This window comes from Nocardia sp. CA-120079, from assembly GCF_050955745.1.
Lineage (GTDB): Bacteria > Actinomycetota > Actinomycetes > Mycobacteriales > Mycobacteriaceae > Nocardia.
On sequence record NZ_CP192088.1, the window covers coordinates 2,469,990 to 2,488,686 of the forward strand.

At 65.4% G+C, this 18,697-nt stretch carries 22 protein-coding genes; 15 read left to right on the forward strand and 7 right to left on the reverse strand.

Going from position 1 to position 18,697, the window contains the following annotated elements; translation table 11 throughout:
- Positions 1–453: 453 nt before the first annotated feature.
- The 5 genes from ACQPYR_RS11345 to ACQPYR_RS11365 all read left to right on the forward strand — a co-directional run bounded on the left by ACQPYR_RS11345 (position 454) and on the right by ACQPYR_RS11365 (position 4,397).
- The gene (locus ACQPYR_RS11345) at positions 454–1,182 is read left to right on the forward strand and encodes an acetoacetate decarboxylase family protein (protein WP_433630879.1); all 729 of its coding nucleotides are present in this window, start codon (positions 454–456) and stop codon (positions 1,180–1,182) included.
- Between the two features lie 162 nt (positions 1,183–1,344).
- Positions 1,345–1,710 (forward strand): YidH family protein, encoded by a 366-nt coding sequence (locus tag ACQPYR_RS11350; protein ID WP_433602097.1) that lies wholly within the window; start codon positions 1,345–1,347, stop codon positions 1,708–1,710.
- Entirely contained in the window at positions 1,707–2,015 is a 309-nt protein-coding gene (locus ACQPYR_RS11355; protein WP_433630882.1) for a DUF202 domain-containing protein, read from the forward strand. The genes ACQPYR_RS11350 and ACQPYR_RS11355 overlap by 4 nt, the downstream gene beginning before the upstream one ends.
- A 48-nt stretch (positions 2,016–2,063) precedes the next feature.
- The gene (locus ACQPYR_RS11360) at positions 2,064–3,962 is read left to right on the forward strand and encodes an alkyl/aryl-sulfatase (RefSeq protein ID WP_433630885.1); all 1,899 of its coding nucleotides are present in this window, start codon (positions 2,064–2,066) and stop codon (positions 3,960–3,962) included.
- 69 nt (positions 3,963–4,031) lie between these two features.
- Positions 4,032–4,397 carry a hypothetical protein gene (locus tag ACQPYR_RS11365; protein ID WP_433630888.1) on the forward strand — a complete coding sequence of 122 codons (366 nt, stop codon included), beginning with the start codon at positions 4,032–4,034 and terminating at the stop codon, positions 4,395–4,397.
- A gap of 166 nt (positions 4,398–4,563) precedes the next feature.
- Here ACQPYR_RS11365 and ACQPYR_RS11370 read toward each other — a convergent pair whose 3' ends face one another.
- The 3 genes from ACQPYR_RS11370 to ACQPYR_RS11380 all read right to left on the reverse strand — a co-directional run bounded on the left by ACQPYR_RS11370 (position 4,564) and on the right by ACQPYR_RS11380 (position 6,483).
- A complete protein-coding gene (locus tag ACQPYR_RS11370) occupies positions 4,564–5,082 on the reverse strand; it encodes a DUF1990 family protein (RefSeq protein WP_433630891.1) in 519 nt (172 codons plus the stop codon).
- Between the two features lie 69 nt (positions 5,083–5,151).
- Positions 5,152–5,697 carry a M23 family metallopeptidase gene (locus tag ACQPYR_RS11375; protein ID WP_433630894.1) on the reverse strand — a complete coding sequence of 182 codons (546 nt, stop codon included), beginning with the start codon at positions 5,695–5,697 and terminating at the stop codon, positions 5,152–5,154.
- A 6-nt stretch (positions 5,698–5,703) separates the two neighbouring features.
- Positions 5,704–6,483, reverse strand: a complete 780-nt coding sequence (locus tag ACQPYR_RS11380; RefSeq protein WP_433630897.1) for a hypothetical protein — start codon at positions 6,481–6,483, stop codon at positions 5,704–5,706.
- 367 nt (positions 6,484–6,850) lie between these two features.
- On the opposite strand from ACQPYR_RS11380, the gene rpsB reads away from it, so the two are divergent.
- The 5 genes from rpsB (at position 6,851) to ACQPYR_RS11405 (ending at position 11,649) form a co-directional block, all read left to right on the forward strand.
- The gene (gene rpsB / locus ACQPYR_RS11385; RefSeq protein ID WP_063045818.1) at positions 6,851–7,684 is read left to right on the forward strand and encodes a 30S ribosomal protein S2; all 834 of its coding nucleotides are present in this window, start codon (positions 6,851–6,853) and stop codon (positions 7,682–7,684) included.
- Positions 7,685–7,861: 177 nt separating this feature from the next.
- The gene (gene tsf, locus ACQPYR_RS11390; protein WP_387289078.1) at positions 7,862–8,686 is read left to right on the forward strand and encodes a translation elongation factor Ts; all 825 of its coding nucleotides are present in this window, start codon (positions 7,862–7,864) and stop codon (positions 8,684–8,686) included.
- Between the two features lie 248 nt (positions 8,687–8,934).
- Positions 8,935–9,663 (forward strand): UMP kinase, encoded by a 729-nt coding sequence (pyrH, locus tag ACQPYR_RS11395; protein WP_433630900.1) that lies wholly within the window; start codon positions 8,935–8,937, stop codon positions 9,661–9,663.
- Between the two features lie 49 nt (positions 9,664–9,712).
- Complete coding sequence (gene frr, locus ACQPYR_RS11400) at positions 9,713–10,270, forward strand: ribosome recycling factor (RefSeq protein WP_040693344.1); 558 nt, start codon at positions 9,713–9,715, stop codon at positions 10,268–10,270.
- A gap of 521 nt (positions 10,271–10,791) precedes the next feature.
- Positions 10,792–11,649: a phosphatidate cytidylyltransferase gene (locus ACQPYR_RS11405; RefSeq protein ID WP_433635100.1), complete on the forward strand. Its 858-nt coding sequence runs from the start codon at positions 10,792–10,794 to the stop codon at positions 11,647–11,649.
- On the opposite strand, the gene ACQPYR_RS11410 is transcribed toward ACQPYR_RS11405, so the two are convergent.
- Positions 11,646–11,984 carry a LapA family protein gene (locus ACQPYR_RS11410; RefSeq protein WP_433630903.1) on the reverse strand — a complete coding sequence of 113 codons (339 nt, stop codon included), beginning with the start codon at positions 11,982–11,984 and terminating at the stop codon, positions 11,646–11,648. The two genes, ACQPYR_RS11405 and ACQPYR_RS11410, sit on opposite strands and share 4 nt — an antisense overlap.
- Positions 11,985–12,164: 180 nt before the next feature.
- On the opposite strand from ACQPYR_RS11410, the gene rlmN reads away from it, so the two are divergent.
- Positions 12,165–13,274, forward strand: coding sequence for a 23S rRNA (adenine(2503)-C(2))-methyltransferase RlmN (rlmN, locus tag ACQPYR_RS11415; RefSeq protein WP_433630905.1), 1,110 nt, complete (start codon positions 12,165–12,167; stop codon positions 13,272–13,274).
- Positions 13,275–13,291: 17 nt separating this feature from the next.
- Here rlmN and ACQPYR_RS11420 read toward each other — a convergent pair whose 3' ends face one another.
- A complete protein-coding gene (locus tag ACQPYR_RS11420; protein ID WP_433630908.1) occupies positions 13,292–13,603 on the reverse strand; it encodes a hypothetical protein in 312 nt (103 codons plus the stop codon).
- A 133-nt stretch (positions 13,604–13,736) separates the two neighbouring features.
- Here ACQPYR_RS11420 and ACQPYR_RS11425 point away from each other — a divergent pair, with 133 nt between their 5' ends.
- The 3 genes from ACQPYR_RS11425 to ACQPYR_RS11435 all read left to right on the forward strand — a co-directional run bounded on the left by ACQPYR_RS11425 (position 13,737) and on the right by ACQPYR_RS11435 (position 16,960).
- Positions 13,737–14,153 (forward strand): CBS domain-containing protein, encoded by a 417-nt coding sequence (locus tag ACQPYR_RS11425; protein ID WP_063045836.1) that lies wholly within the window; start codon positions 13,737–13,739, stop codon positions 14,151–14,153.
- 120 nt (positions 14,154–14,273) lie between these two features.
- Entirely contained in the window at positions 14,274–14,840 is a 567-nt protein-coding gene (locus tag ACQPYR_RS11430) for a hemerythrin domain-containing protein (protein WP_433630911.1), read from the forward strand.
- Positions 14,841–14,845: 5 nt separating this feature from the next.
- Positions 14,846–16,960: a catalase gene (locus tag ACQPYR_RS11435; RefSeq protein ID WP_433630914.1), complete on the forward strand. Its 2,115-nt coding sequence runs from the start codon at positions 14,846–14,848 to the stop codon at positions 16,958–16,960.
- A gap of 10 nt (positions 16,961–16,970) precedes the next feature.
- Here ACQPYR_RS11435 and ACQPYR_RS11440 read toward each other — a convergent pair whose 3' ends face one another.
- Positions 16,971–17,924 (reverse strand): TIGR03557 family F420-dependent LLM class oxidoreductase, encoded by a 954-nt coding sequence (locus ACQPYR_RS11440; protein WP_433630917.1) that lies wholly within the window; start codon positions 17,922–17,924, stop codon positions 16,971–16,973.
- Positions 17,925–18,012: 88 nt separating this feature from the next.
- A complete protein-coding gene (locus tag ACQPYR_RS11445) occupies positions 18,013–18,213 on the reverse strand; it encodes a hypothetical protein (protein WP_433602110.1) in 201 nt (66 codons plus the stop codon).
- A 206-nt stretch (positions 18,214–18,419) separates the two neighbouring features.
- Here ACQPYR_RS11445 and ACQPYR_RS11450 point away from each other — a divergent pair, with 206 nt between their 5' ends.
- Positions 18,420–18,677, forward strand: a complete 258-nt coding sequence (locus ACQPYR_RS11450) for a cold shock domain-containing protein (RefSeq protein ID WP_433630920.1) — start codon at positions 18,420–18,422, stop codon at positions 18,675–18,677.
- The last annotated feature ends 20 nt before the right edge of the window (positions 18,678–18,697 follow it).

Consider the following 18,697-nt stretch of genomic DNA (forward strand, 5'->3'; position numbering starts at 1 on the left):
TGCGATGGGAGGCCCGCTTTCCGGCGTCGGAATCATGGCCCGGCCGAGCCGGAGTCGAGGATGACCATCGGAACTGGAGACCGTGATCAGCGCTGGCCCTGGCTCGAACCAAGGTCACCCGGATTCTGAGCGTCTGCAGGAGTGGCGGACGATGGCCTTGATCGGGGTGGAATCGGTTGAGGTCGGGCATGCCACTTGTAACGCCTGCACACTCGCTGAACAGGGTCCGCGCGTGACGCTGGCGATGTGCGGCCGACGATCGTGCGCGAGTTGGATCCGAAAATGACCCTGCTGGAATTCTGCAACGCGTTCTTGTCAATAAAATCGCTGAGCAAGGGTGAAATAATCGCTATTCTGACACGAGTTCTAGTTTGGAGGATTCGTGGACGCCGCACGATTTGTCGACCGCTCGGTGGTCGCCGCATGCCGCATTGCTGTCTCGGGGTGGAGCCGATGAGTACCCATACTGTGCTGGGTAGGGAAGTGCAGATGCCGGTGCGGATTCGGCTCGCGCATGCCTTCATGGCGACCTACTCGGTACCGGCGGCGGCCGCGCAGAGCGTCGTCGACTACTCCGGCCTGGAGATTCTTCGGCTGCCGGGTGGTCGTGCCATGTGCACGCTCGTTTTCGTCGATTACGTCGACGGCGACCTCGGGCCGTACAACGAGTTCGGTGTCTCGTTCATGGTCCGGCACCACACCGCTGCGCCCGCCGGTACGCTCGCCGATCTGCGTGCTCTGTCCACGGGCGGCGCGGGCGTCTTCATTCATCGTCTCCCGGTCGACGGCGAATTCACGCTGGCCGCCGGCCGCGGCATCTGGGGCTTCCCCAAGGAAATCGCCGATTTCGACGCGCAGCACGACGCAAGCGTGCGACACGGCGTTTTGCACCAGAACGGGCAGCTGATCGTCGATCTAACCATCCGTCCCGGCCTCGCGGTCCCGCAACGCCGCAAAGGCTCCTCCTTCGACGCGTACTCCCACATCGACGGCGTCACCCGCTGTACGCAGTGGCAGATGGAACCGTCCGGCATGCGCGCTCGTCCCGGCGGCGCCGAACTGTCCCTCGGTGAGCATGCCTGGGCCGACGAATTGCGCTCCCTCGGCTTACCCAAACGCGCACTCATGGCCTCGACTGTCGATCGGCTCGCGATGACCTTCCAGGACGCCACACCCGTCTGACCGGGAGTGCGGCATCCGCCACGGTGATCTTCGTAGACGACGACAACGCCGCTCGTTAACCTGACGTAGCGGAGCGTTCGCATGCGGCAGTAAACCGACCAGCGATGGAGAGGTGCCCGTGAATTCCGACGACGACCATGGTGCAGTCCGAGCCGAGGCGCCATGACACTCCCCAACCCCGCCGAGGAATCCGAGGAGGGGGAGGAGGAGGTCGACTACCGCTTCACTCTCGCCAACGAACGCACCTTCCTGGCCTGGATGCGCACCTCGCTCGGCCTGCTCGCGGGCGGTGTCGCGGTGCATACGCTGGTGCAGCCGGTGCGGATGTCGGGGTTGCGCCGGACGCTCGCGATGAGCTGCATCGTGCTCGCCGTGATCATCGCGGTCGGTGCGTATGGACATTGGCGGCGCGTCGGTCGGGCCATGCGAAACGGTGAACCGCTACCCGACACCATCATGGTGCCGATTCTGTCGTGCGGTATCGCCGTCGTGTCGGTATTTGCCTGCGTGGTGGTGTTGTTCCGATGACCCCCAAGAGCCTGGCCGCCGAACGTACCGCATTGGCGTGGCGACGTACGGCCATTGCCGCGATGGTCGTCGCCGCGCTTTTCGTCAATCATGCCGCGACCAACGGGTGGCGTGCCGTCGCCATCGCACCGACGGGGGCGGCGATCACCATGGCAGCCGTTGCGGCCCTGTCCTTTTCGCGCAATCGCGCCTTGCATCAGGGGCGCGTCGGCCACGGCGGGCGAGTCATCGCGGCGACGATGCTGGCGGTGCTGGCCGTCGCATGCGTCGCGGCCGCAATCGGGTTTACGGATCCACGGCCCTAATGCGTTGCGGGCCGGACATGTTCGGCTGACAAGCACAGGAGGATGGATATGAGCACAGCGACCGAGCCGAGCGAATTCATCGTCGCCGAGCAGCAACGAGCGGCGGCCGCACTGCCCACGGATACGGCCGATCTCGCGGATGCGGACCGCGGGTTCATCGGGGCACTCGAGCCCGGAGAGGTGCGCGCATCCGACGGAAAGGTGGTGTGGGACAGCGTCTCCTACGCTTTCCTGCAGGGAACCTGCCCGGCGTCGGTCAATCCGAGCCTGTGGCGGCAGTCCGGGCTGGTCGTCAAGCAGGGGCTGTACGAGGTCGCAGCGGGCATCTATCAGATCCGCGGGCTCGATCTGTCGAATATGACGCTGATCGAGGGGACCGCCGGTGTGCTCGTGATCGATCCGCTGATCTCAGCGGAGACCGCCGCGGCAGGCTTGGCGCTGTATCGAGCGCACCGAGGCGATCGGCCGGTGACCGGGTTGATCTATACCCATTCGCACGCTGACCATTTCGGCGGTGCGATGGGTGTGACGACGGTCGACGATGTTGCGGCGGGCCGCTGCCCGGTACTCGCACCCGCCGGATTCCTCGAACACGCGGTTGCCGAAAATATCTATGTGGGAACTGCGATGGGGCGTAGGTCTGCCTATATGTACGGCGCCGCACTGCCGCGGGGACCGAAGGGGCAGGTCGGGGCTGGACTCGGACAGACCACATCGCTGGGCACGATCACCTTGATTCCGCCGACGGTGGATATCACCAGCACCGGTCAGGAAGAAACGGTCGACGGAATCCGGATCGTCTTCCAGCTCACCCCGGGCACCGAGGCGCCCGCCGAGATGAACTTCTACTTCCCCGAGATGCGCGCGTTGTGCATGGCCGAGAACGCGACGCACACACTGCACAACCTGCTGACGCTGCGTGGTGCGCTGGTCCGTGACCCGCATGTGTGGGCCAAGTATTTGACCGAGTCGATCAATCTGTTCGCCCGCAAGTCGGACGTGGTCTTCGCCTCGCATCATTGGCCGACCTGGGGTACCGAGCGGCTGGTGGAATACCTTTCACTGCAACGGGATCTGTATGGATATCTGCACGATCAGACGGTGCGCAGGCTCAATCAGGGTTATCTGGGTGGTGAGATCGCCGAGATGCTGGAGCTGCCACCGGCCATCGCCGATGCGTGGCATACGCACGGGTATTACGGTTCGGTCAGCCACAATGTCAAGGCCATCTACCAGCGCTACATGGGGTGGTTCGACGGCAATCCGGCGCATCTGTGGGAGCATCCGCCGGTCGAATCCGCCAGGCGTCATGTGGAATTCATGGGTGGTGCCGACGAGGTGCTGCGCAAGGCGCAAACCGCTTATGCAGCAGGGGATTACCGGTGGGTCGCGCAGGTGGTCAACTATGTCATCTTCGCGGATCCGGCCAATGAGGCGGCGAAAACGTTGCAGGCCAACACCTTCGAGCAGCTCGGCTATGGCGCGGAGAATGCCACTTGGCGCAACTTCTATCTCAGCGGAGCCTATGAGCTGCGCAACGGCTCGTTCGGCACGCCGACGACGACGAATGCGCCCACGATGCTCGACGCACTGACTATCGAGCAGATCTTCGATGCGATCGCGCTGCGCATCGATGGACCGAAGGCATGGAATCTGCGTGTGGTGATCGACTGGCACATCACCGACGAAAAACGCACCTACCGCCTCGAACTGCGCAACGGCCTGATGGTCCACTACGACAAGCCCGACGGCGCCGACTTACCCGATCCGGACGCCTCTTTCACCTTGACGAGGCGGATCCTGATTCGCGCCTTGTTGGCGGGGGAGAATCTCGGCGCACTGGTCGCCGCGGGCGATATCGCCATTGCCGGGGATCCCAGCGGGCTGAACGCGGTGGTCGGTGTGATCGACGCGCCGGATCCGGACTTCGCCATCGTCACCCCGTGAGATAGCGCTCGCGTGCCGCTCGGCTAAATCGCTCGACCCCCGAGGTACCGGCGCGTACGGTCGGCGACCATGTCCACCGAAGCTATCGACAGCTCCGTACCTCTGCGTGCGCGCCTCCGCACCGCGTTGTCTGCCGCTATGAAGACCCGCGATCGCAGCGCGATCTCCGGTCTGCGCTCTGCGCTCGGTGCCATCGATAACGCCGAAGCTATCGACACGGTGGACATCAAAGCCGGAGCCGTCGAGAGCAGCGCGGTGGGACTCGGCGCCGCCGAAGCTCGCCGTCGCGATCTCACCGAGGCCGATATCGAACAGATCGTCCGCACCGAAATCGCCGACCGGCAGCAGGCGGCCGCCGAATACGACACCCTCGGACGCACCGATCACGGTGACCTGTTGCGCGCCGAAGCTTCCGCACTCGAGGCGCAGCTCTAGGTACCCGAGCCGTGTGCTCTTGCGTGAGCCGAGCTGTTACGCGACGCCCGGATGGCCGTCGAGCACATCATTGCCGCATGTCTTTGGTGGTTGTCGCCCATCCAGACGCTGAATTCGGCTGCCCTGCAGCGGAATCCGGTGTCCTGACCTGGGTATTGTGCGGATCCTAGGCGGAGGTCGGGAGCGTCTCGATGTACTTTCCGGCGATGACGCGTTGGATGGCACGCACCACCGGTCCACCGAGCCGGACGTACCAGGCCCCGGGGCGGGAGAAGGCGGTGACCATGCCGTAGACGGTGTCATCGGTGGTGTCGTATTCGACGGCGAACAGTTCCTCGCCGATCTCTGGATGTCCGGGCAGCGTGCCGTACGCGAAGCCGCGCCGGTCGGGTTCGTCGAGGACGTAGACGACCCGGCACGGTGCGGTGATGCTGACCGGACCGACGCCCAACCGCACGGTCAGCCGCGTCCCCGGCTCTGCGGTCGGCGTGTCGGCCTCCCGAAAGATGCCGGTGCCCTTCTGCATTCGATACGTCAGGATCTCGGCACCCGCGCGCTCGAACAGTGCCCGCCCGGACCCGATGCGGCGGCGCAGCCGAAACCGGTGATAGCCCGCAGGCAGCACCTCCTTCGTCGCGCCGACCTCGGCATAGGTGAACGGCGGATCTCCGAACGCATATCCCATAACCCGATCCTCGCGCCCGAAGCCGCACTGCGGAAGAGCATCCTCCGAAGCTGCTGCTCGGCCCTGAAGTCAAGTCACCGGCTTCAGTCGCAGGGGAGTCGGGTGCAGTAGTCCGAGTGGATCGATGTACTCACGTCGGCTGTGACCGCTTGCTTCTCGTCTCGCACCCCAATGCAGGCACGCGGGCGCCGCGCAACCCGCGTGTCCCGGCTCCAAAGCGCCGATTCGCGTTCCGCGACCGACTCGCATGCCCACCGAAACCTCTGCTTGCACCGGCTCGTACGTGGTTCGCAGCCCGCTGGGGTGATCGATCGATACGACCGGTTTGCCTGCGACCGTTCCCGCGAACACCACAATTCCGTCTCCGGCCGCGAGTACCGCCTGCCCAGGCGCACCTGCCAGATCAACCCCGCGATGTCCGGGCAGCCAGTCCTGCGCCGGTTTGTCGAATCGCCGCTCGACCGCGGGCCGTGGTTGCAACGGCCAGCCGAACTCCCCGTGCGGAACAGCCGAAACCGGCTGCTCCGCAACGAGTCCCAGCAGAGCGATGACCCCGACAACGATCGAAATCAGCCGCCGCCCATGCGCGCCGCCGTTTCTGCCGAGGCGGTTCATCCGAGATCAGCGCGACAGCGGGAGCGGGGCCCGCTGAACCAGATCCAGCAGCCGCGACAGCAGATCGCTGAAAACCCGCGGCAACGAGCTCGCCGACCCCGTGCCCCCACGCGCGATGTCGTCGGCCGGCGACGTCGCGCCCTCCCCGGAGACCGGCCGCTGCGCCCCGCCGACCGAACGCAGGTCGGATGCACTGCCCACCCGGGGCATGTCGGGTGCAATGCCCACGCGAAGTGCGTCGGGCCCGATATCGACGCGGAAAACGCCCGGCGCGATGTTTCCGCGCGGTGCATCGGACGCGACGTTGACCTGGAGTGGCTCGGAGGTGACATTTCCTCGGAGACCGTCGGAAGAGATGTTCCCGTGCAATGCATCCGGCGCGATACTCACCCCGAGCGCATTCGGCGCGACGTTTACGTGGACAGCATTTGGTGCGACGTCCAGGTGCAGTGCGTCAGGCGCTACGTATGCGCCCAGTACCCCGGGTGCGATATTCACGCGGGCTGCATCCGGCGCGACATTTACCACGAGCGGCGCAGCACGAAGCGGATCCGGCACCCGCGTCGGCCCGCCGCCCGCCGAACAGGCCGAACCCGTGCACTCCCCGAGCACGACTTCCGATCCCGGGAAACCGCCATCAGGCGCAGCGGTTGCCGCAGGTCCCCAAGGCAGCTGCACCGGAGCCCCGCCATTGGAGGGTGTGGCTGAAACCGGCTGTGCCAGAGCCAGTGACAGCAGGAACAGCGGTGGGATGAGCATGGTCATCGAGATAGCTATGCGATTCATGTTTCAAGCGTCGGCCGCGTACGGTGCCCGCAGCGCTCTCGCTTCGGCGAGTGTGGACAACTTGCTTGGTTGTGGAGATCGCCCGTTTCGACCCATGATCAGGGCGATTTAGAAACTCACCCCCTCAGCCCGTAGACTGATCAAGCGGTCTGTGCCTGCACGGACCGACTTCGCGCGCCACCCCGTGCTTGTTCGTAACGGCGCTGTTCGAACCGGAGCTCGACTTCGTGAATCGGCAGCGCATGCGGAGCAGGGAATCATCGGCTGGTCCTGATCCTCGTGATCGGGTCCGATGATTCGGAGGCGCCAGGGCGGCGGATCACCGATTCGCCGCGGCAACCGGCAACGAAAGAGAGATACGCCCACCATGGCTGTCGTAACAATGAAGCAGCTGCTCGACAGCGGCGCGCACTTCGGACACCAGACCCGGCGCTGGAACCCGAAGATGAAGCGGTTCATCTTCACCGACCGCAATGGCATCTACATCATCGACCTGCAGCAGACGCTGACCTACATCGACAAGGCCTACGAGTTCGTCAAAGAGACCGTCGCCCACGGTGGCACCGTTCTCTTCGTCGGCACCAAGAAGCAGGCCCAGGAGTCGATCGCGGCCGAGGCGACTCGCGTCGGGATGCCCTACGTCAACCAGCGTTGGCTGGGTGGCATGCTCACCAACTTCTCCACCGTGCACAAGCGCCTGCAGCGCCTCAAGGAACTCGAGGCGATGGAGCAGACCGGTGGCTTCGAGGGTCGCACCAAGAAGGAAATCCTCATGCTCACGCGTGAGATGAACAAGCTGGAGCGCACCCTCGGTGGTATCCGCGATATGGCCAAGGTGCCCTCGGCGATCTGGGTCGTCGACACCAACAAGGAGCACATCGCCGTCGGCGAGGCGCGCAAGCTGAACATCCCGGTCATCGCGATCCTGGACACCAACTGCGATCCCGACCTGGTCGACTACCCGATCCCGGGTAACGACGACGCGATCCGTTCCGCCGCTCTGCTGACCAAGGTCGTCGCCTCCGCGGTGGCCGAGGGCGTGCAGGCGCGGGCCGGTATCTCCTCCGGTGACGAGAAGCCGGAAGCCGGTGCGGGCGAGCCGCTCGCCGAGTGGGAGCAGGAGCTGCTCGCGCAGGCCGCCCCCGCCGCGACCGAGGCCGAGGCTGCCGCCGAGGCCCCCGCCACCCCGGCCGACGCCTGATCGTCGCAGTGTTTGACGGCGATGGCGGCGGGGGCCTGCGTGGTTACGCAAGCTACCGCCTCCGGCCCCGTCGCCGTCATCGCGGAGCGTCTGTTCACCTTGCCGACCTCTCCTGCATAGGAGCGGTCGGCAAGGTGGTGTTACCACCCGAAACAACACACAGGAGGATCGCCACCCATGGCGACATACACCGCCGCTGACGTGAAGCGGCTGCGGGAGCTCACCGGCTCCGGGATGATGGACTGCAAGAACGCGCTGGTCGAGACCGACGGCGATTTCGACAAGGCCGTCGAGGTGCTGCGCATCAAGGGTGCCAAGGATGTCGGCAAGCGCGCCGAGCGCGCCACGGCCGAGGGCCTGGTCGTCGCCAAGGACGGCGTGCTGATCGAGATCAATTCCGAGACCGACTTCGTCGCCAAGAACGACGAGTTCCAGGGCCTCGCCGACAAGATCGTGACCGCCGCCGCGGCTGCCAAGCCCGCCGACCTGGACACGCTGAAGGCGCTGAAGCTGGACGGTCAGACCGTCGAGGAAGCGCTGCAGGCGCTCGCCGCCAAGATCGGCGAGAAGCTCGAGCTGCGTCGCGTCGTCGCCTTCGACGGCCCGGTCGCCGTCTACCTGCACAAGCGTGCCACCGACCTGCCGCCCGCCGTCGGCGTGCTGGTCGAGTACCAGGGCGAGGGTGACGCCGCCGCCGACGCCGCGCGTGCGGTCGGCATGCAGGTCGCCGCGCTCAAGGCCAAGTACCTGACCCGCGAGGATGTGCCGGCCGACGTGGTGGAGAACGAGCGCCGCATCGCCGAGCAGACCGCCAAGGAAGAGGGTAAGCCCGAGGCCGCCCTGCCGAAGATCACCGAGGGCCGCGTCAACGGCTTCTTCAAGGACGTCGTCCTGCTGGAGCAGGCGTCGGTCACCGATTCGAAGAAGACCGTCAAGGCGCTGCTGGACGAGGCCGGCGTCACCGTGACCCGCTTCGCCCGCTTCGAGGTCGGCCAGGCCTGATAACGCCCGCGAAACCCCTCGTGCTCCGGATGCGGTGTACGAGGGGTTTCGGCTGTCCGGACGCCGGCCGTTCATCCGCAATTCCCGAGCCTGACCGGGCGAGTTCGTTGCGTCCGAGGGGGTCTTCTACCCACATCGAATCCGAGTAGGGCAGGATAAGGGCGCTCCGTATTGAGCCTCCGCGTTGTCATCCGGCCCACGTGCTGTGTCGACAGACCGAAATCTATCGCCGAAGGAGACGAACACCCATGACGGACCCCGGGACCGAACGCCCAGGATATCGCCGGGTGCTCCTCAAATTGGGTGGGGAGATGTTCGGCGGCGGCAAGGTCGGGCTCGACCCCGATGTGGTGCAGACGGTCGCCGAGCAGATCGCCGAGGTGGTCTCCAGCGGTGTTCAGGTCGCCGTGGTGATCGGCGGCGGCAATTTCTTCCGCGGCGCCGAACTCGAGGAGCGCGGTATGGAACGCGCCCGCTCGGACTATATGGGCATGCTCGGCACCGTGATGAACAGCCTTGCGCTGCAAGACTTTTTGCAACAGCAGGGCATCGACACCCGGGTGCAGACCGCGATCACCATGGGACAGGTCGCCGAGCCGTATCTGCCGCTGCGCGCCAAGCGGCATCTGGAGAAGGGCCGCGTTGTCATCTTCGGCGCGGGCATGGGCATGCCCTACTTCTCCACCGACACCACCGCGGCTCAGCGCGCGCTGGAGATCGGCGCCGATGTGGTGCTGATGGCCAAGGCCGTCGACGGGGTCTTCACCGCGGATCCCCGGGTCGACCAGAGCGCGACCATGTACACCGAGATCACGCATAAAGAGGTCATCGAGCGTGACCTCAAGGTCGCCGACGCGACGGCCTTCAGCCTGTGTATGGACAACCAGATGCCCATCCTGGTGTTCAATTTGTTGACGAAGGGCAATATCGCCCGTGCGGTCGCCGGTGAGAAGATCGGCACATTGGTTCGGTCCTGACCCCGCGCCCGCGGATCATGACGATGACGACGCTGTGGAGGAAACGGTCGTGATTGAAGAAGCGCTCTTCGACGCCGAGGAGAAGATGGAGAAGGCCGTCTCGGTGGCGAAGGACGATCTGGGGTCCATCCGCACCGGTCGGGCGAATCCGGGCATGTTCCAACGGATTGTCATCGACTACTACGGTTCGCCGACCCCGATTACCCAGGTGTCGAGCATTACCGTGCCCGAGCCGCGGATGGTGGTGATCAAACCGTATGAGCAGTCGACGCTCGGCGCGATCGAAACCGCGATCCGCAATTCGGATCTCGGTGTCAATCCCACCAACAACGGTGACATCATCCGGATCTCGGTCCCGCAGCTCACCGAGGAGCGGCGCCGTGAACTGGCCAAGCAGGCCAAGGGCAAGGGCGAGGACGCCAAGGTCTCGATTCGGAATGTCCGCCGCAAGGCCATGGACGAACTCTCGCGGATCCAGAAGGATGGCGAGGCGGGTGAGGACGAGGTCGGGCGCGCCGAAAAGGAACTCGACAAGACCACCGCGAAATATGTCGGCCAGGTCGATGAACTGGTCAAGCACAAGGAAGCTGAACTGCTCGAGGTCTGAGGTCCGAGGCCGGATCTTTCGGGCCCGCCCGGGCGGGGGACGAACGGAACGACGAGTTGAGCGACGGGACAATCGTGGCCGAGAACGCCGCCGCGACCGGTGCGGCCGAGGAGCCGAGGCCGGCCAACGGCACTGTTGATGCGACGGACGGGCGCGCGGTCGATGCCGCGATTCCCGAAGCCGCACCTCCCGAACCCGTGCGCACCGACTCCGTGACGTCCGAGGCCGAACGTCGGGGATCCTCGGCGCGGGTGGCCTCGACCGGTCGGCCCGCGACTCCGGGCGATGCGACCGTCGCACCCTCAGGACCGACGACATCCGGACCGGCGACCGAGGGTGTCGCGACAGTCGGCCCCGCGACACTCGACTCGGCGACCGATGGTCCCGCGGCCCCCGGCCCCGCGACTGATGCCCCTGCGACTCCGGGATCTGCGATCGATGGGCCTTCGACCTGGGGACCGGCGGCGCCCGGCCCCGAAAACGACGGTTCCGTGACCCCCGAATATGCTGCCGCCGAGCCCGTGAATCCCGCAGCCCAGCAACAGAACTCGGGCGAACCCGCCTCGCGCGCCGGCCGCAATCTCCCCGCCGCCTTGGCCGTCGGTTTCGGCCTCGGGCTCTCGCTCATCGCGATCCTGCTGTTCGTGCCGAAGGTATTCATCGGCGTTGCGGCCGCCGGAGTCGGCGTCGCCACCTGGGAGGTCGCCAAGCGACTGCGGGAGGCCGATGTCCTCGTCCCGCGGATCCCGCTCATCGTCGGTGGTCAGGCGGTGTTCTGGCTCGGCTGGCCGTGGGGCGCCAGCGGCGTGGCGGGCGCCTTTGCCACGACCACGCTGATCTGCATGGTGTGGCGCCTTTTCGATCATGGCTTGCAGACCGCGCCGCGAAACTTCTTGCGCGACACCGCGATCACGATCTTCACCCTGGCCTGGATCCCGCTGCTCGCCTCGTTCGCGACGCTGCTGCTGCTCGAGCCCGACGGCAATCTGCGGGTGCTGACCTTCATGATCCTGGTGGTCTGCTCCGATGTCGGCGGTTACGTCGCGGGTGTGCTGTTCGGGCGACATCCGATGGTGCCCGCGATCAGCCCGAAGAAGTCCTGGGAGGGCTTCTGCGGTTCGCTGGTGTTCAGTGTGATCGGCGGTCTGCTGACGGTGACCCTGCTGCTGGAAGCCAATTCGATGATCGGTGTGGTGCTCGGCGTCGGCTTGGTGCTGGTCGCGACGGTCGGCGATCTGATCGAATCCCAGGTCAAGCGGGAACTGGGCATCAAGGATATGGGCACCCTGCTGCCCGGCCACGGCGGCATCATGGATCGCCTCGATTCGATGCTGCCCTCGGCCTTCGTGTCCTGGCTGGTGCTGAGCAGCTTGCTCTAGCGCTTCGCAGCGCGTCGGAGCTGAATGATCCGCACGCCGCCGACCAGCGCCATCACCAGCGCACCGGCAATCACCGACAGCAGCACCATGATGCCGACCGGCATGGAGAAGCTCCAGAAGAACAGATCCACCCGCTGCTGTTCCAGATTCTGCAGGATGAAGATCAGCAGCACGATGCCGATCAGCGTCGCGGCGACCAGAGCGACCCAGGTGTCGCCGGTACGGGACTTCATCACCGACTTGCGGCCGGTCGGCTCCACCGTCTCACGGCCGGTCGACGCAGGTGCGGCACCTTCGGTGCGCTCCGGCTCGGACGACTCGGCGTGACTGGTCATCCTTCGATCATTGCCGATCGCTATCGTCGGTGCACGCATTTCTGTCCGGTGACCGGCATGTCGTGATGTCGAAGCACGGCTGCTCATCGGCCCGATCGAACGTGACGTTCGTCGCGTCGGCCGTCGTGATGGTCACCTTCGGCCCGGGCCGCACACACGAGATGGGACACTGGAGAGACTATGACCGTCTCCCTGCCCCTCGTCTTCGATGCTCCGCGCCGTGGCATGCCGCCGCGGCACCTCGCCGACCTCGACGCCGACGGGCGCAAGGCCGCGGTCGAGGAGCTCGGTCTGCCGAAGTTCCGCGCCGACCAGATCGCGCGCCAGTACTACGGCCGGCTGCAGGCCGATCCGGAGCTGATGACCGATCTGCCCGCCACTGTGCGCGAAAAGGTCGGCGCGGCGCTATTTCCGCCGCTGATGTCGGTGGTCAAGCATGTCGCGTGCGATGGCGGCGAGACGCGAAAGACCCTGTGGCGTGCGGGCGATGGCACCTTGCTGGAGAGCGTGTTGATGCGCTACCCGGACCGCGCCACCCTCTGCATTTCCAGCCAGGCCGGTTGCGGTATGGCTTGCCCGTTCTGTGCCACCGGTCAGGGCGGCCTCAACCGCAATCTCTCCACCGCCGAAATCGTCGACCAGGTCCGCGCCGCAGCCGCTGCCATGCGTGATGGCGAGGTCTCGGGTGGTCCGGGCCGCCTGTCCAATATCGTTTTCATGGGCATGGGGGAGCCACTGGCCAATTACAAGCGGGTGGTCGCCGCCGTTCGTCGCATCACCTCACCCGCGCCCGACGGCTTCGGCATCTCTCAGCGCAACGTGGTCGTTTCCACCGTCGGCTTGGCTCCGGCGATCCGCAAGTTCGCCGACGAGGACCTGTCGGTGACCCTCGCGGTGTCGCTGCACACCCCCGACGACGAACTGCGTGACACCCTGGTGCCGGTGAACAACCGATGGCCGGTCGCCGAGGTCCTCGATGCCGCCCGCTACTACGCCGATAAGAGCGGTCGCCGGGTGTCGATCGAATACGCGCTGATCCGCGATATCAACGACCAGCCGTGGCGCGCGGATATGCTCGGCGCGAAACTGCACAAGGCCCTGGGCTCGCGCGTGCACGTGAACGTCATCCCGCTGAACCCGACGCCGGGCAGCAAGTGGGATGCCAGCCCGAAACCTGTTGAGCAGGAATTCGTTCGGCGCGTCAACGCGCAGGGTGTGCCGTGCACCGTGCGCGATACGCGGGGCCAGGAAATCGCCGCGGCCTGTGGGCAGTTAGCCGCAGAAGGCTAGGTTGCTTCCCTTACGCGTCAGTGGCCGCCCGGCTCGAGGAGTTCGCGGCCTTCGTCGGCTTTGACGCGGCGGTGTTCGGCGAGGATGAGTCCGCCGCCGCAGATCAGGCACACAGCGGTGGCGATACCGGCCACGACGGCCCAGCCCGCGAATCCGTAGCCTGCGGCGGTGAGCGTGAGGGCGGCGCCCACTACGCCGAGCAGCACCAGGATGACGCCTGGCCAGTTGTGGGTGTCGGCGATCATTTCGCCCGCGTGATTTCTGGTGTTGCGTGCGCGGTCCGGAAAGTCGGAACGCAGCCGATCGGATGCATCGGGTCCAGGAGACATGGCGTCCTCTCCGTTCGGATGGATCGTTTCGTTCGAGCGGATACCCGACATGTTCCGGATCAATCAGGGTGTATCGGCGACCGCGTCGGGTACCGCGAACCCGAATCTGCTTGCGACGAACAGGAGGGCAACCATGGCAACCGCGCGGGAACTCATGACCGAAGGTGTGCAGTGCGTGCGATCCAGCGATTCGGTGGTCGAGGCCGCCAAGCTGATGAAACAGCTGAGCGTGGGCGCGCTGCCGATATGCGGTGAGGACAATCGGTTGAAGGGCATACTGACCGACCGCGACATCGTCGTGAAGGTGCTTGCCGAGAACAAGGACCCGATCGGCGTCAAGGCGGGGGAACTGGCCGAGGGCACACCGATTACGGTGCAGGCGGGCACTGATGCCGATGAGGTGCTCAATGTGATGGCGGTGCATCAGATCCGCCGGGTGCCGGTGCTCGACGGTGACCAGTTGGTTGGCATTGTGGCGCAGGCCGATGTGGCCGTCGCGCTCGGCAATGCCGATACCGGCGGCGTGGTGGAGGCGGTGTCGACGGACTGACCGCGACCTGCGAACCGTCTCGTCCGCGCTGCCCTGAGCGCAGGTGTGAGTATGCCGCTTGCGGGTATGCGCGGACGAGAGGAGCCGCGGTGGCTCCGTCCCCGATCGAGGAGGTACGCAATGGCCACCGGTCAGAAGGAAGACGTCGTCACGCTCTTGCTGGCACAACACGAACTGATCAAGGGGCTGATCGAGAAGGTACAGCTTGCGCAGGGTGCGGCCAAGCGCGAGCCGTTCGAGGAGTTGGTCCGCGCACTGGCCGTGCACGAGAGCGCGGAAGAGGAAGTGGTGCATCCGGCATCACGGCGCGCAGCTGTGCCCGCCGGCGTGGTCGACGACAGGCTGCATGAAGAACAAGAGGCCAAACGCGTGCTCGCCGAGCTCTACGACATGGGTGTGCAGCACGAGGATTTCGATACCGAATTCCGCAGCTTCGCCGAATCGGTGATCGAACACGCCGATATGGAGGAGAAGGAGGAATTCGAGCAGCTGCGCCAAGAGCTTTCCGCCAACGAGAGCGCGGTGCTCGCCGATGTCGTTCGGGTCGCCGAGGCCGTCGCCCCGACCCGGCCGCATCCGGAGGCTGGCGCGTCGGCGCTGGTGAATATCGTTGCCGGACCGCCACTTGCGCTCTTCGACCGGATTCGCGACGCGGTGCGCGATTGGCGCCGTAAGACCGAGGAGTGAGTGACATGCCCGACGCAACCGATAGGAACGGCGCACCGAACGACAAGCAGCGTCAGCTGGATCGATACCGGGTGGACCGCGAACAGGGAAAGCTGACTACACAGCAGGGCGTACGGGTGGACAGCACCGACGATGCCCTGAAGGTGGGGGAGCGCGGGCCGACGCTGCTCGCGGATTTCCATGCCAGGGAGAAGATCACCCACTTCGATCACGAGCGGATCCCGGAGCGAGTGGTCCATGCCAGAGGTGCGGGCGCCTACGGACACTTCCGGCCATATGACGGCTGGCTCGGCGACTTCACCACCGCCCGCTTCCTCATCGATTCGAGCGTGGAAACGCCGGTGTTCGTGCGATTTTCGACCGTCGCCGGTTCGCGCGGATCCGCCGATACCGTGCGCGATGTGCGCGGCTTCGCGACGAAGTTCTATACCGCCCAGGGCAATTACGATCTGGTCGGCAATAACTTCCCGGTGTTCTTCATCCAGGACGGAATCAAATTCCCCGACTTCGTGCACGCGGTGAAACCCGAGCCGCACAATGAGATTCCGCAGGCCGCCTCCGCGCACGACACCCTCTGGGACTTCGTTGGTCAGCAGCCGGAGACACTGCACGCGATCATGTGGCTGATGTCGGACCGGGCGCTGCCGCGCAGCTATCGCATGATGCAGGGCTTCGGCGTACACACCTTCCGACTCGTCAACAGCGAGGGCCGAGCCACTTTCGTGAAGTTCCACTGGACGCCGAAACTCGGCGTGCACTCGCTGCTGTGGGATGAATGTCAGCAGATCGCCGGGCGGGATCCCGACTTCAACCGACGCGATCTGTGGGACTGCATCGCGGCCGGCCAGTATCCGGAGTGGGAACTCGGCGTGCAGCTGGTCTCGGACGAAAGCGAATTCGGCTTCGACTTCGATCTGCTCGATCCGACGAAAATCATTCCGGAAGAACAGGTTCCGGTGCAGCCGGTCGGTCGCATGGTGCTGGACCGCAACCCGGACAACTTCTTCGCCGAGACCGAGCAGGTGGCCTTCCACACCGCCAATCTGGTGCCCGGTATCGATTTCAGCGATGATCCGCTGCTGCAGTTGCGCAACTTCTCCTACCTGGATACCCAGTTGATCCGTTTGGGCGGGCCGAATTTCGCCCAGCTGCCGATCAACCGGCCGGTCGCCGACGTGCGCAATCACCAGCAGGACGGCTACGGTCAGCACGCCATTCCACAGGGTGAGGCCGCGTATACCAAGAACACCATCGGCGGCGGTTGTCCGGCATTGGCGGATACCGAGATGTTCCAGCACTACGCCGAGCCACTATCCGGTTCAACTATTCGAGAGCGCGCCAACAGTTTTCGTGAGTACTATCGGCAACCGCGGATGTTCTGGCGCAGTATGTCGCCGCCGGAGGCCGACCACATCGTCGCCGCCTTCGCCTTCGAACTCGGCAAGGTGGAGCGGCCGATCATCCGAACCAGGGTGCTCGAACATCTGGTGCGAATCGAGCCCGAACTGGCCGAGCGGGTCGCGAGTGAACTGGGTATGCCGGTGCCGCAATCGGACTCGGATGATCGCGACGCGGTGGTATCTCCCGCGCTGTCGCAACTGAATGCGGTCACCGACACCATCGCTACCCGAAAGGTCGCTATCCTGGCCGCCGATGGTGTGGACACACTCGGTGTGCGCCGCATCAAATCGTGGTTGACCGACCGTGGCGCTGTTCCCGAAGTTCTTGCGCCGCATGCCGGTACGTTGGGCGGCGACGGCAGTGACGGCGAAACCCTCCCGGTGGACCGGTCGCTGGCCACCGTCGCCTCGGTTCTCTACGATGCGGTACTGGTCGCGGGTGGCGCGCGGTCCGCCGAAACCCTGGTGGGCAATGGCGCGGCGGTGCACTTCATCCTGGAGGCGTTCAAACACGCCAAACCGATCGGCGGCTTCGGCGACGGTGTCACGCTGCTGCGGGTCGCCGGTGTCCTATCCGATACCGATCACGACGCGCAAACAGGTGTCTTCACCACAACCGCCATCGGCGCGGGCGTGTCCGAGGACTTCATCGAGGCGTTCGCGAATGCGCTTGCCCAGCACCGGGTCTGGCGCCGGTCGACCGTCGCGGTACCCGCCTAGCGGTCGCGGTTCAGCTCAGGGCGGGTTGGATCTCCTTCTCCCACGCGGTGCAGAAGCCATCCAGATCGGGCCCGATCTGCTGGACGTACAGTTCGTCGACACCGGCATCGAGATACTGCCGGAGTCGGCGGATATGACGTTCCGGATCGGGCCCGGTGGCGAAGTGCGCACGGGTGGACGCGCGATCTACCAGGCTCATCGCGTCCTCGAAATCGCGCGGCCGGGGCAGAGTTTGGGAAAGTTGGCCGGGCAATAGCTCATTGGCCCAGAGGCGATGTGCGGCATCCAGACCCGACTCCTCGTCGCGGGACCAGCTGACCTTGGCGCCCGCCTGTACCGGTTTGGCGCCGCCGCCCGTGGTGCGGAAGGTGTCGATCGCATCGGCGTCGGGCAGTACGGTGCAGAAACCGTCGCCGATGCGTGCCGCCAATTGGGTTGCCTGCGGGCCGAATCCGGAAATGTAGATCGGTACCGGAGCATCGGGGAGTGTGTAGATTCTGGCGTCCTGCACGGTGTAGTACTCGCCGCGGTGGTTGACATTGCCGCCGCGGTGCAGCCGCCGAATCAGCTGGACCGCCTCCTCCAGCATGTCGAGCCGGACCGCGGGTGACGGCCACGGATCGCCGAGAATGTGCTCGTTGAGCGCCTCACCGCTGCCGACGCCGAGTATGAAATTGACGTCGAGCTGGACGGCGGCGGTCGCCGCGGCCTGCGCGATGATCAGGGGGTGGATCCGGACGGTAGGGCAGGTGACCGCCGTGGTGATCGGCAGATCGGTGGCCTCCGAGAGCGCACCGATGGTGCCCCAGACGAAGGGGCTCTGCCCCTCGGCGTCATTCCACGGATGGAAATGGTCGGAGATCCACAGCCGCTCGAACCCGGCCTGCTCGGCGCGTTTGGCCTGCTCGACGAGTTCTTTCGGCCCGAACTGTTCGCTGGCTAGGAAATATCCGAAGGTGACCATGTCGGGCGCTTACCCAGGTTCGCACGTGATATTCGACGCATGCGGACGGGCCCCGGACATATCACCGAGGCCCGTTCGACAGGTCGACCTAGCTGCCGCTGTGGCTGTGCTGGCCACCCTTCTGCTTGGCCGCCGTCGGCTGCGCCTGTGCGCCCTTACGACCTGCCTCGTGCGGGTCGGCCGCATTGCGCTGGCCGAAGCTGCCGGTACTGGCCTTGCCGCCCTTGCTGGCCTGCTCATGGGTGTCCTTGCGATTGCCGAACTGCCCGGGGTTCTTCGGATCTGCCATGTCGGCACTCCTTCTCGGTAGTTGGAACTATCTGCGGCCCCGGTTCGGACCACATGTGCGATCTACCCGGGATCCGGTCGGCTAATCGGGCGGATATCACCCGGTGGTCAACCTGTTTCGCGGCTTGAAAAATGGCGTTTACCAGTGGCATTCGCGGGTAAGTCGACAGCGGGGAGAAGGCCGAATCCGACATCGCGGAGGCGACGATGAGCAGCGTTATCGATCCGACTTCGGTATGGCTGACCGGTAGGGTGGCTTGGTTCGACGAACAGCGTGGGTTCGGCTTCATCGATCCAGACGGTGTCCGGCAGTGGCCGGTGTTCGTCGAATACAGCCGTATCGATGTTCCGGGTTATCGCGCACTGGCGGAAGGACAGCCGGTGCGCTATCTGTGCGATCCCGAGGCGCACGGCCGCGCGGCCGCGGTGGTGCGCCCGTACCCTCCGCGGGTCAGTCCGCTGTGAACACGGAAACCGAACTGCCG

Bases quoted from the DNA above. Each gene is read 5' to 3' on its own strand.
- ACQPYR_RS11425 (WP_063045836.1), top strand. From the start codon at position 13,737: ATGGCAACCGCGCGGGAACTCATGACCGAAGGTGTGCAGTGCGTGCGA.
- pyrH (WP_433630900.1), top strand. From the start codon at position 8,935: ATGACGGACCCCGGGACCGAACGCCCAGGATATCGCCGGGTGCTCCTC.
- ACQPYR_RS11345 (WP_433630879.1), top strand. From the start codon at position 454: ATGAGTACCCATACTGTGCTGGGTAGGGAAGTGCAGATGCCGGTGCGG.
- tsf (WP_387289078.1), top strand. From the start codon at position 7,862: ATGGCGACATACACCGCCGCTGACGTGAAGCGGCTGCGGGAGCTCACC.
- ACQPYR_RS11445 (WP_433602110.1), bottom strand. From the start codon at position 18,213: ATGGCAGATCCGAAGAACCCCGGGCAGTTCGGCAATCGCAAGGACACC.
- ACQPYR_RS11420 (WP_433630908.1), bottom strand. From the start codon at position 13,603: ATGTCTCCTGGACCCGATGCATCCGATCGGCTGCGTTCCGACTTTCCG.
- ACQPYR_RS11380 (WP_433630897.1), bottom strand. From the start codon at position 6,483: ATGAATCGCATAGCTATCTCGATGACCATGCTCATCCCACCGCTGTTC.
- ACQPYR_RS11375 (WP_433630894.1), bottom strand. From the start codon at position 5,697: ATGAACCGCCTCGGCAGAAACGGCGGCGCGCATGGGCGGCGGCTGATT.
- ACQPYR_RS11430 (WP_433630911.1), top strand. From the start codon at position 14,274: ATGGCCACCGGTCAGAAGGAAGACGTCGTCACGCTCTTGCTGGCACAA.
- rpsB (WP_063045818.1), top strand. From the start codon at position 6,851: ATGGCTGTCGTAACAATGAAGCAGCTGCTCGACAGCGGCGCGCACTTC.
- ACQPYR_RS11350 (WP_433602097.1), top strand. From the start codon at position 1,345: ATGACACTCCCCAACCCCGCCGAGGAATCCGAGGAGGGGGAGGAGGAG.
- ACQPYR_RS11450 (WP_433630920.1), top strand. From the start codon at position 18,420: ATGAGCAGCGTTATCGATCCGACTTCGGTATGGCTGACCGGTAGGGTG.
- ACQPYR_RS11370 (WP_433630891.1), bottom strand. From the start codon at position 5,082: ATGGGATATGCGTTCGGAGATCCGCCGTTCACCTATGCCGAGGTCGGC.
- ACQPYR_RS11435 (WP_433630914.1), top strand. From the start codon at position 14,846: ATGCCCGACGCAACCGATAGGAACGGCGCACCGAACGACAAGCAGCGT.
- ACQPYR_RS11365 (WP_433630888.1), top strand. From the start codon at position 4,032: ATGTCCACCGAAGCTATCGACAGCTCCGTACCTCTGCGTGCGCGCCTC.
- ACQPYR_RS11360 (WP_433630885.1), top strand. From the start codon at position 2,064: ATGAGCACAGCGACCGAGCCGAGCGAATTCATCGTCGCCGAGCAGCAA.
- ACQPYR_RS11410 (WP_433630903.1), bottom strand. From the start codon at position 11,984: ATGACCAGTCACGCCGAGTCGTCCGAGCCGGAGCGCACCGAAGGTGCC.
- ACQPYR_RS11355 (WP_433630882.1), top strand. From the start codon at position 1,707: ATGACCCCCAAGAGCCTGGCCGCCGAACGTACCGCATTGGCGTGGCGA.
- ACQPYR_RS11440 (WP_433630917.1), bottom strand. From the start codon at position 17,924: ATGGTCACCTTCGGATATTTCCTAGCCAGCGAACAGTTCGGGCCGAAA.
- rlmN (WP_433630905.1), top strand. From the start codon at position 12,165: ATGACCGTCTCCCTGCCCCTCGTCTTCGATGCTCCGCGCCGTGGCATG.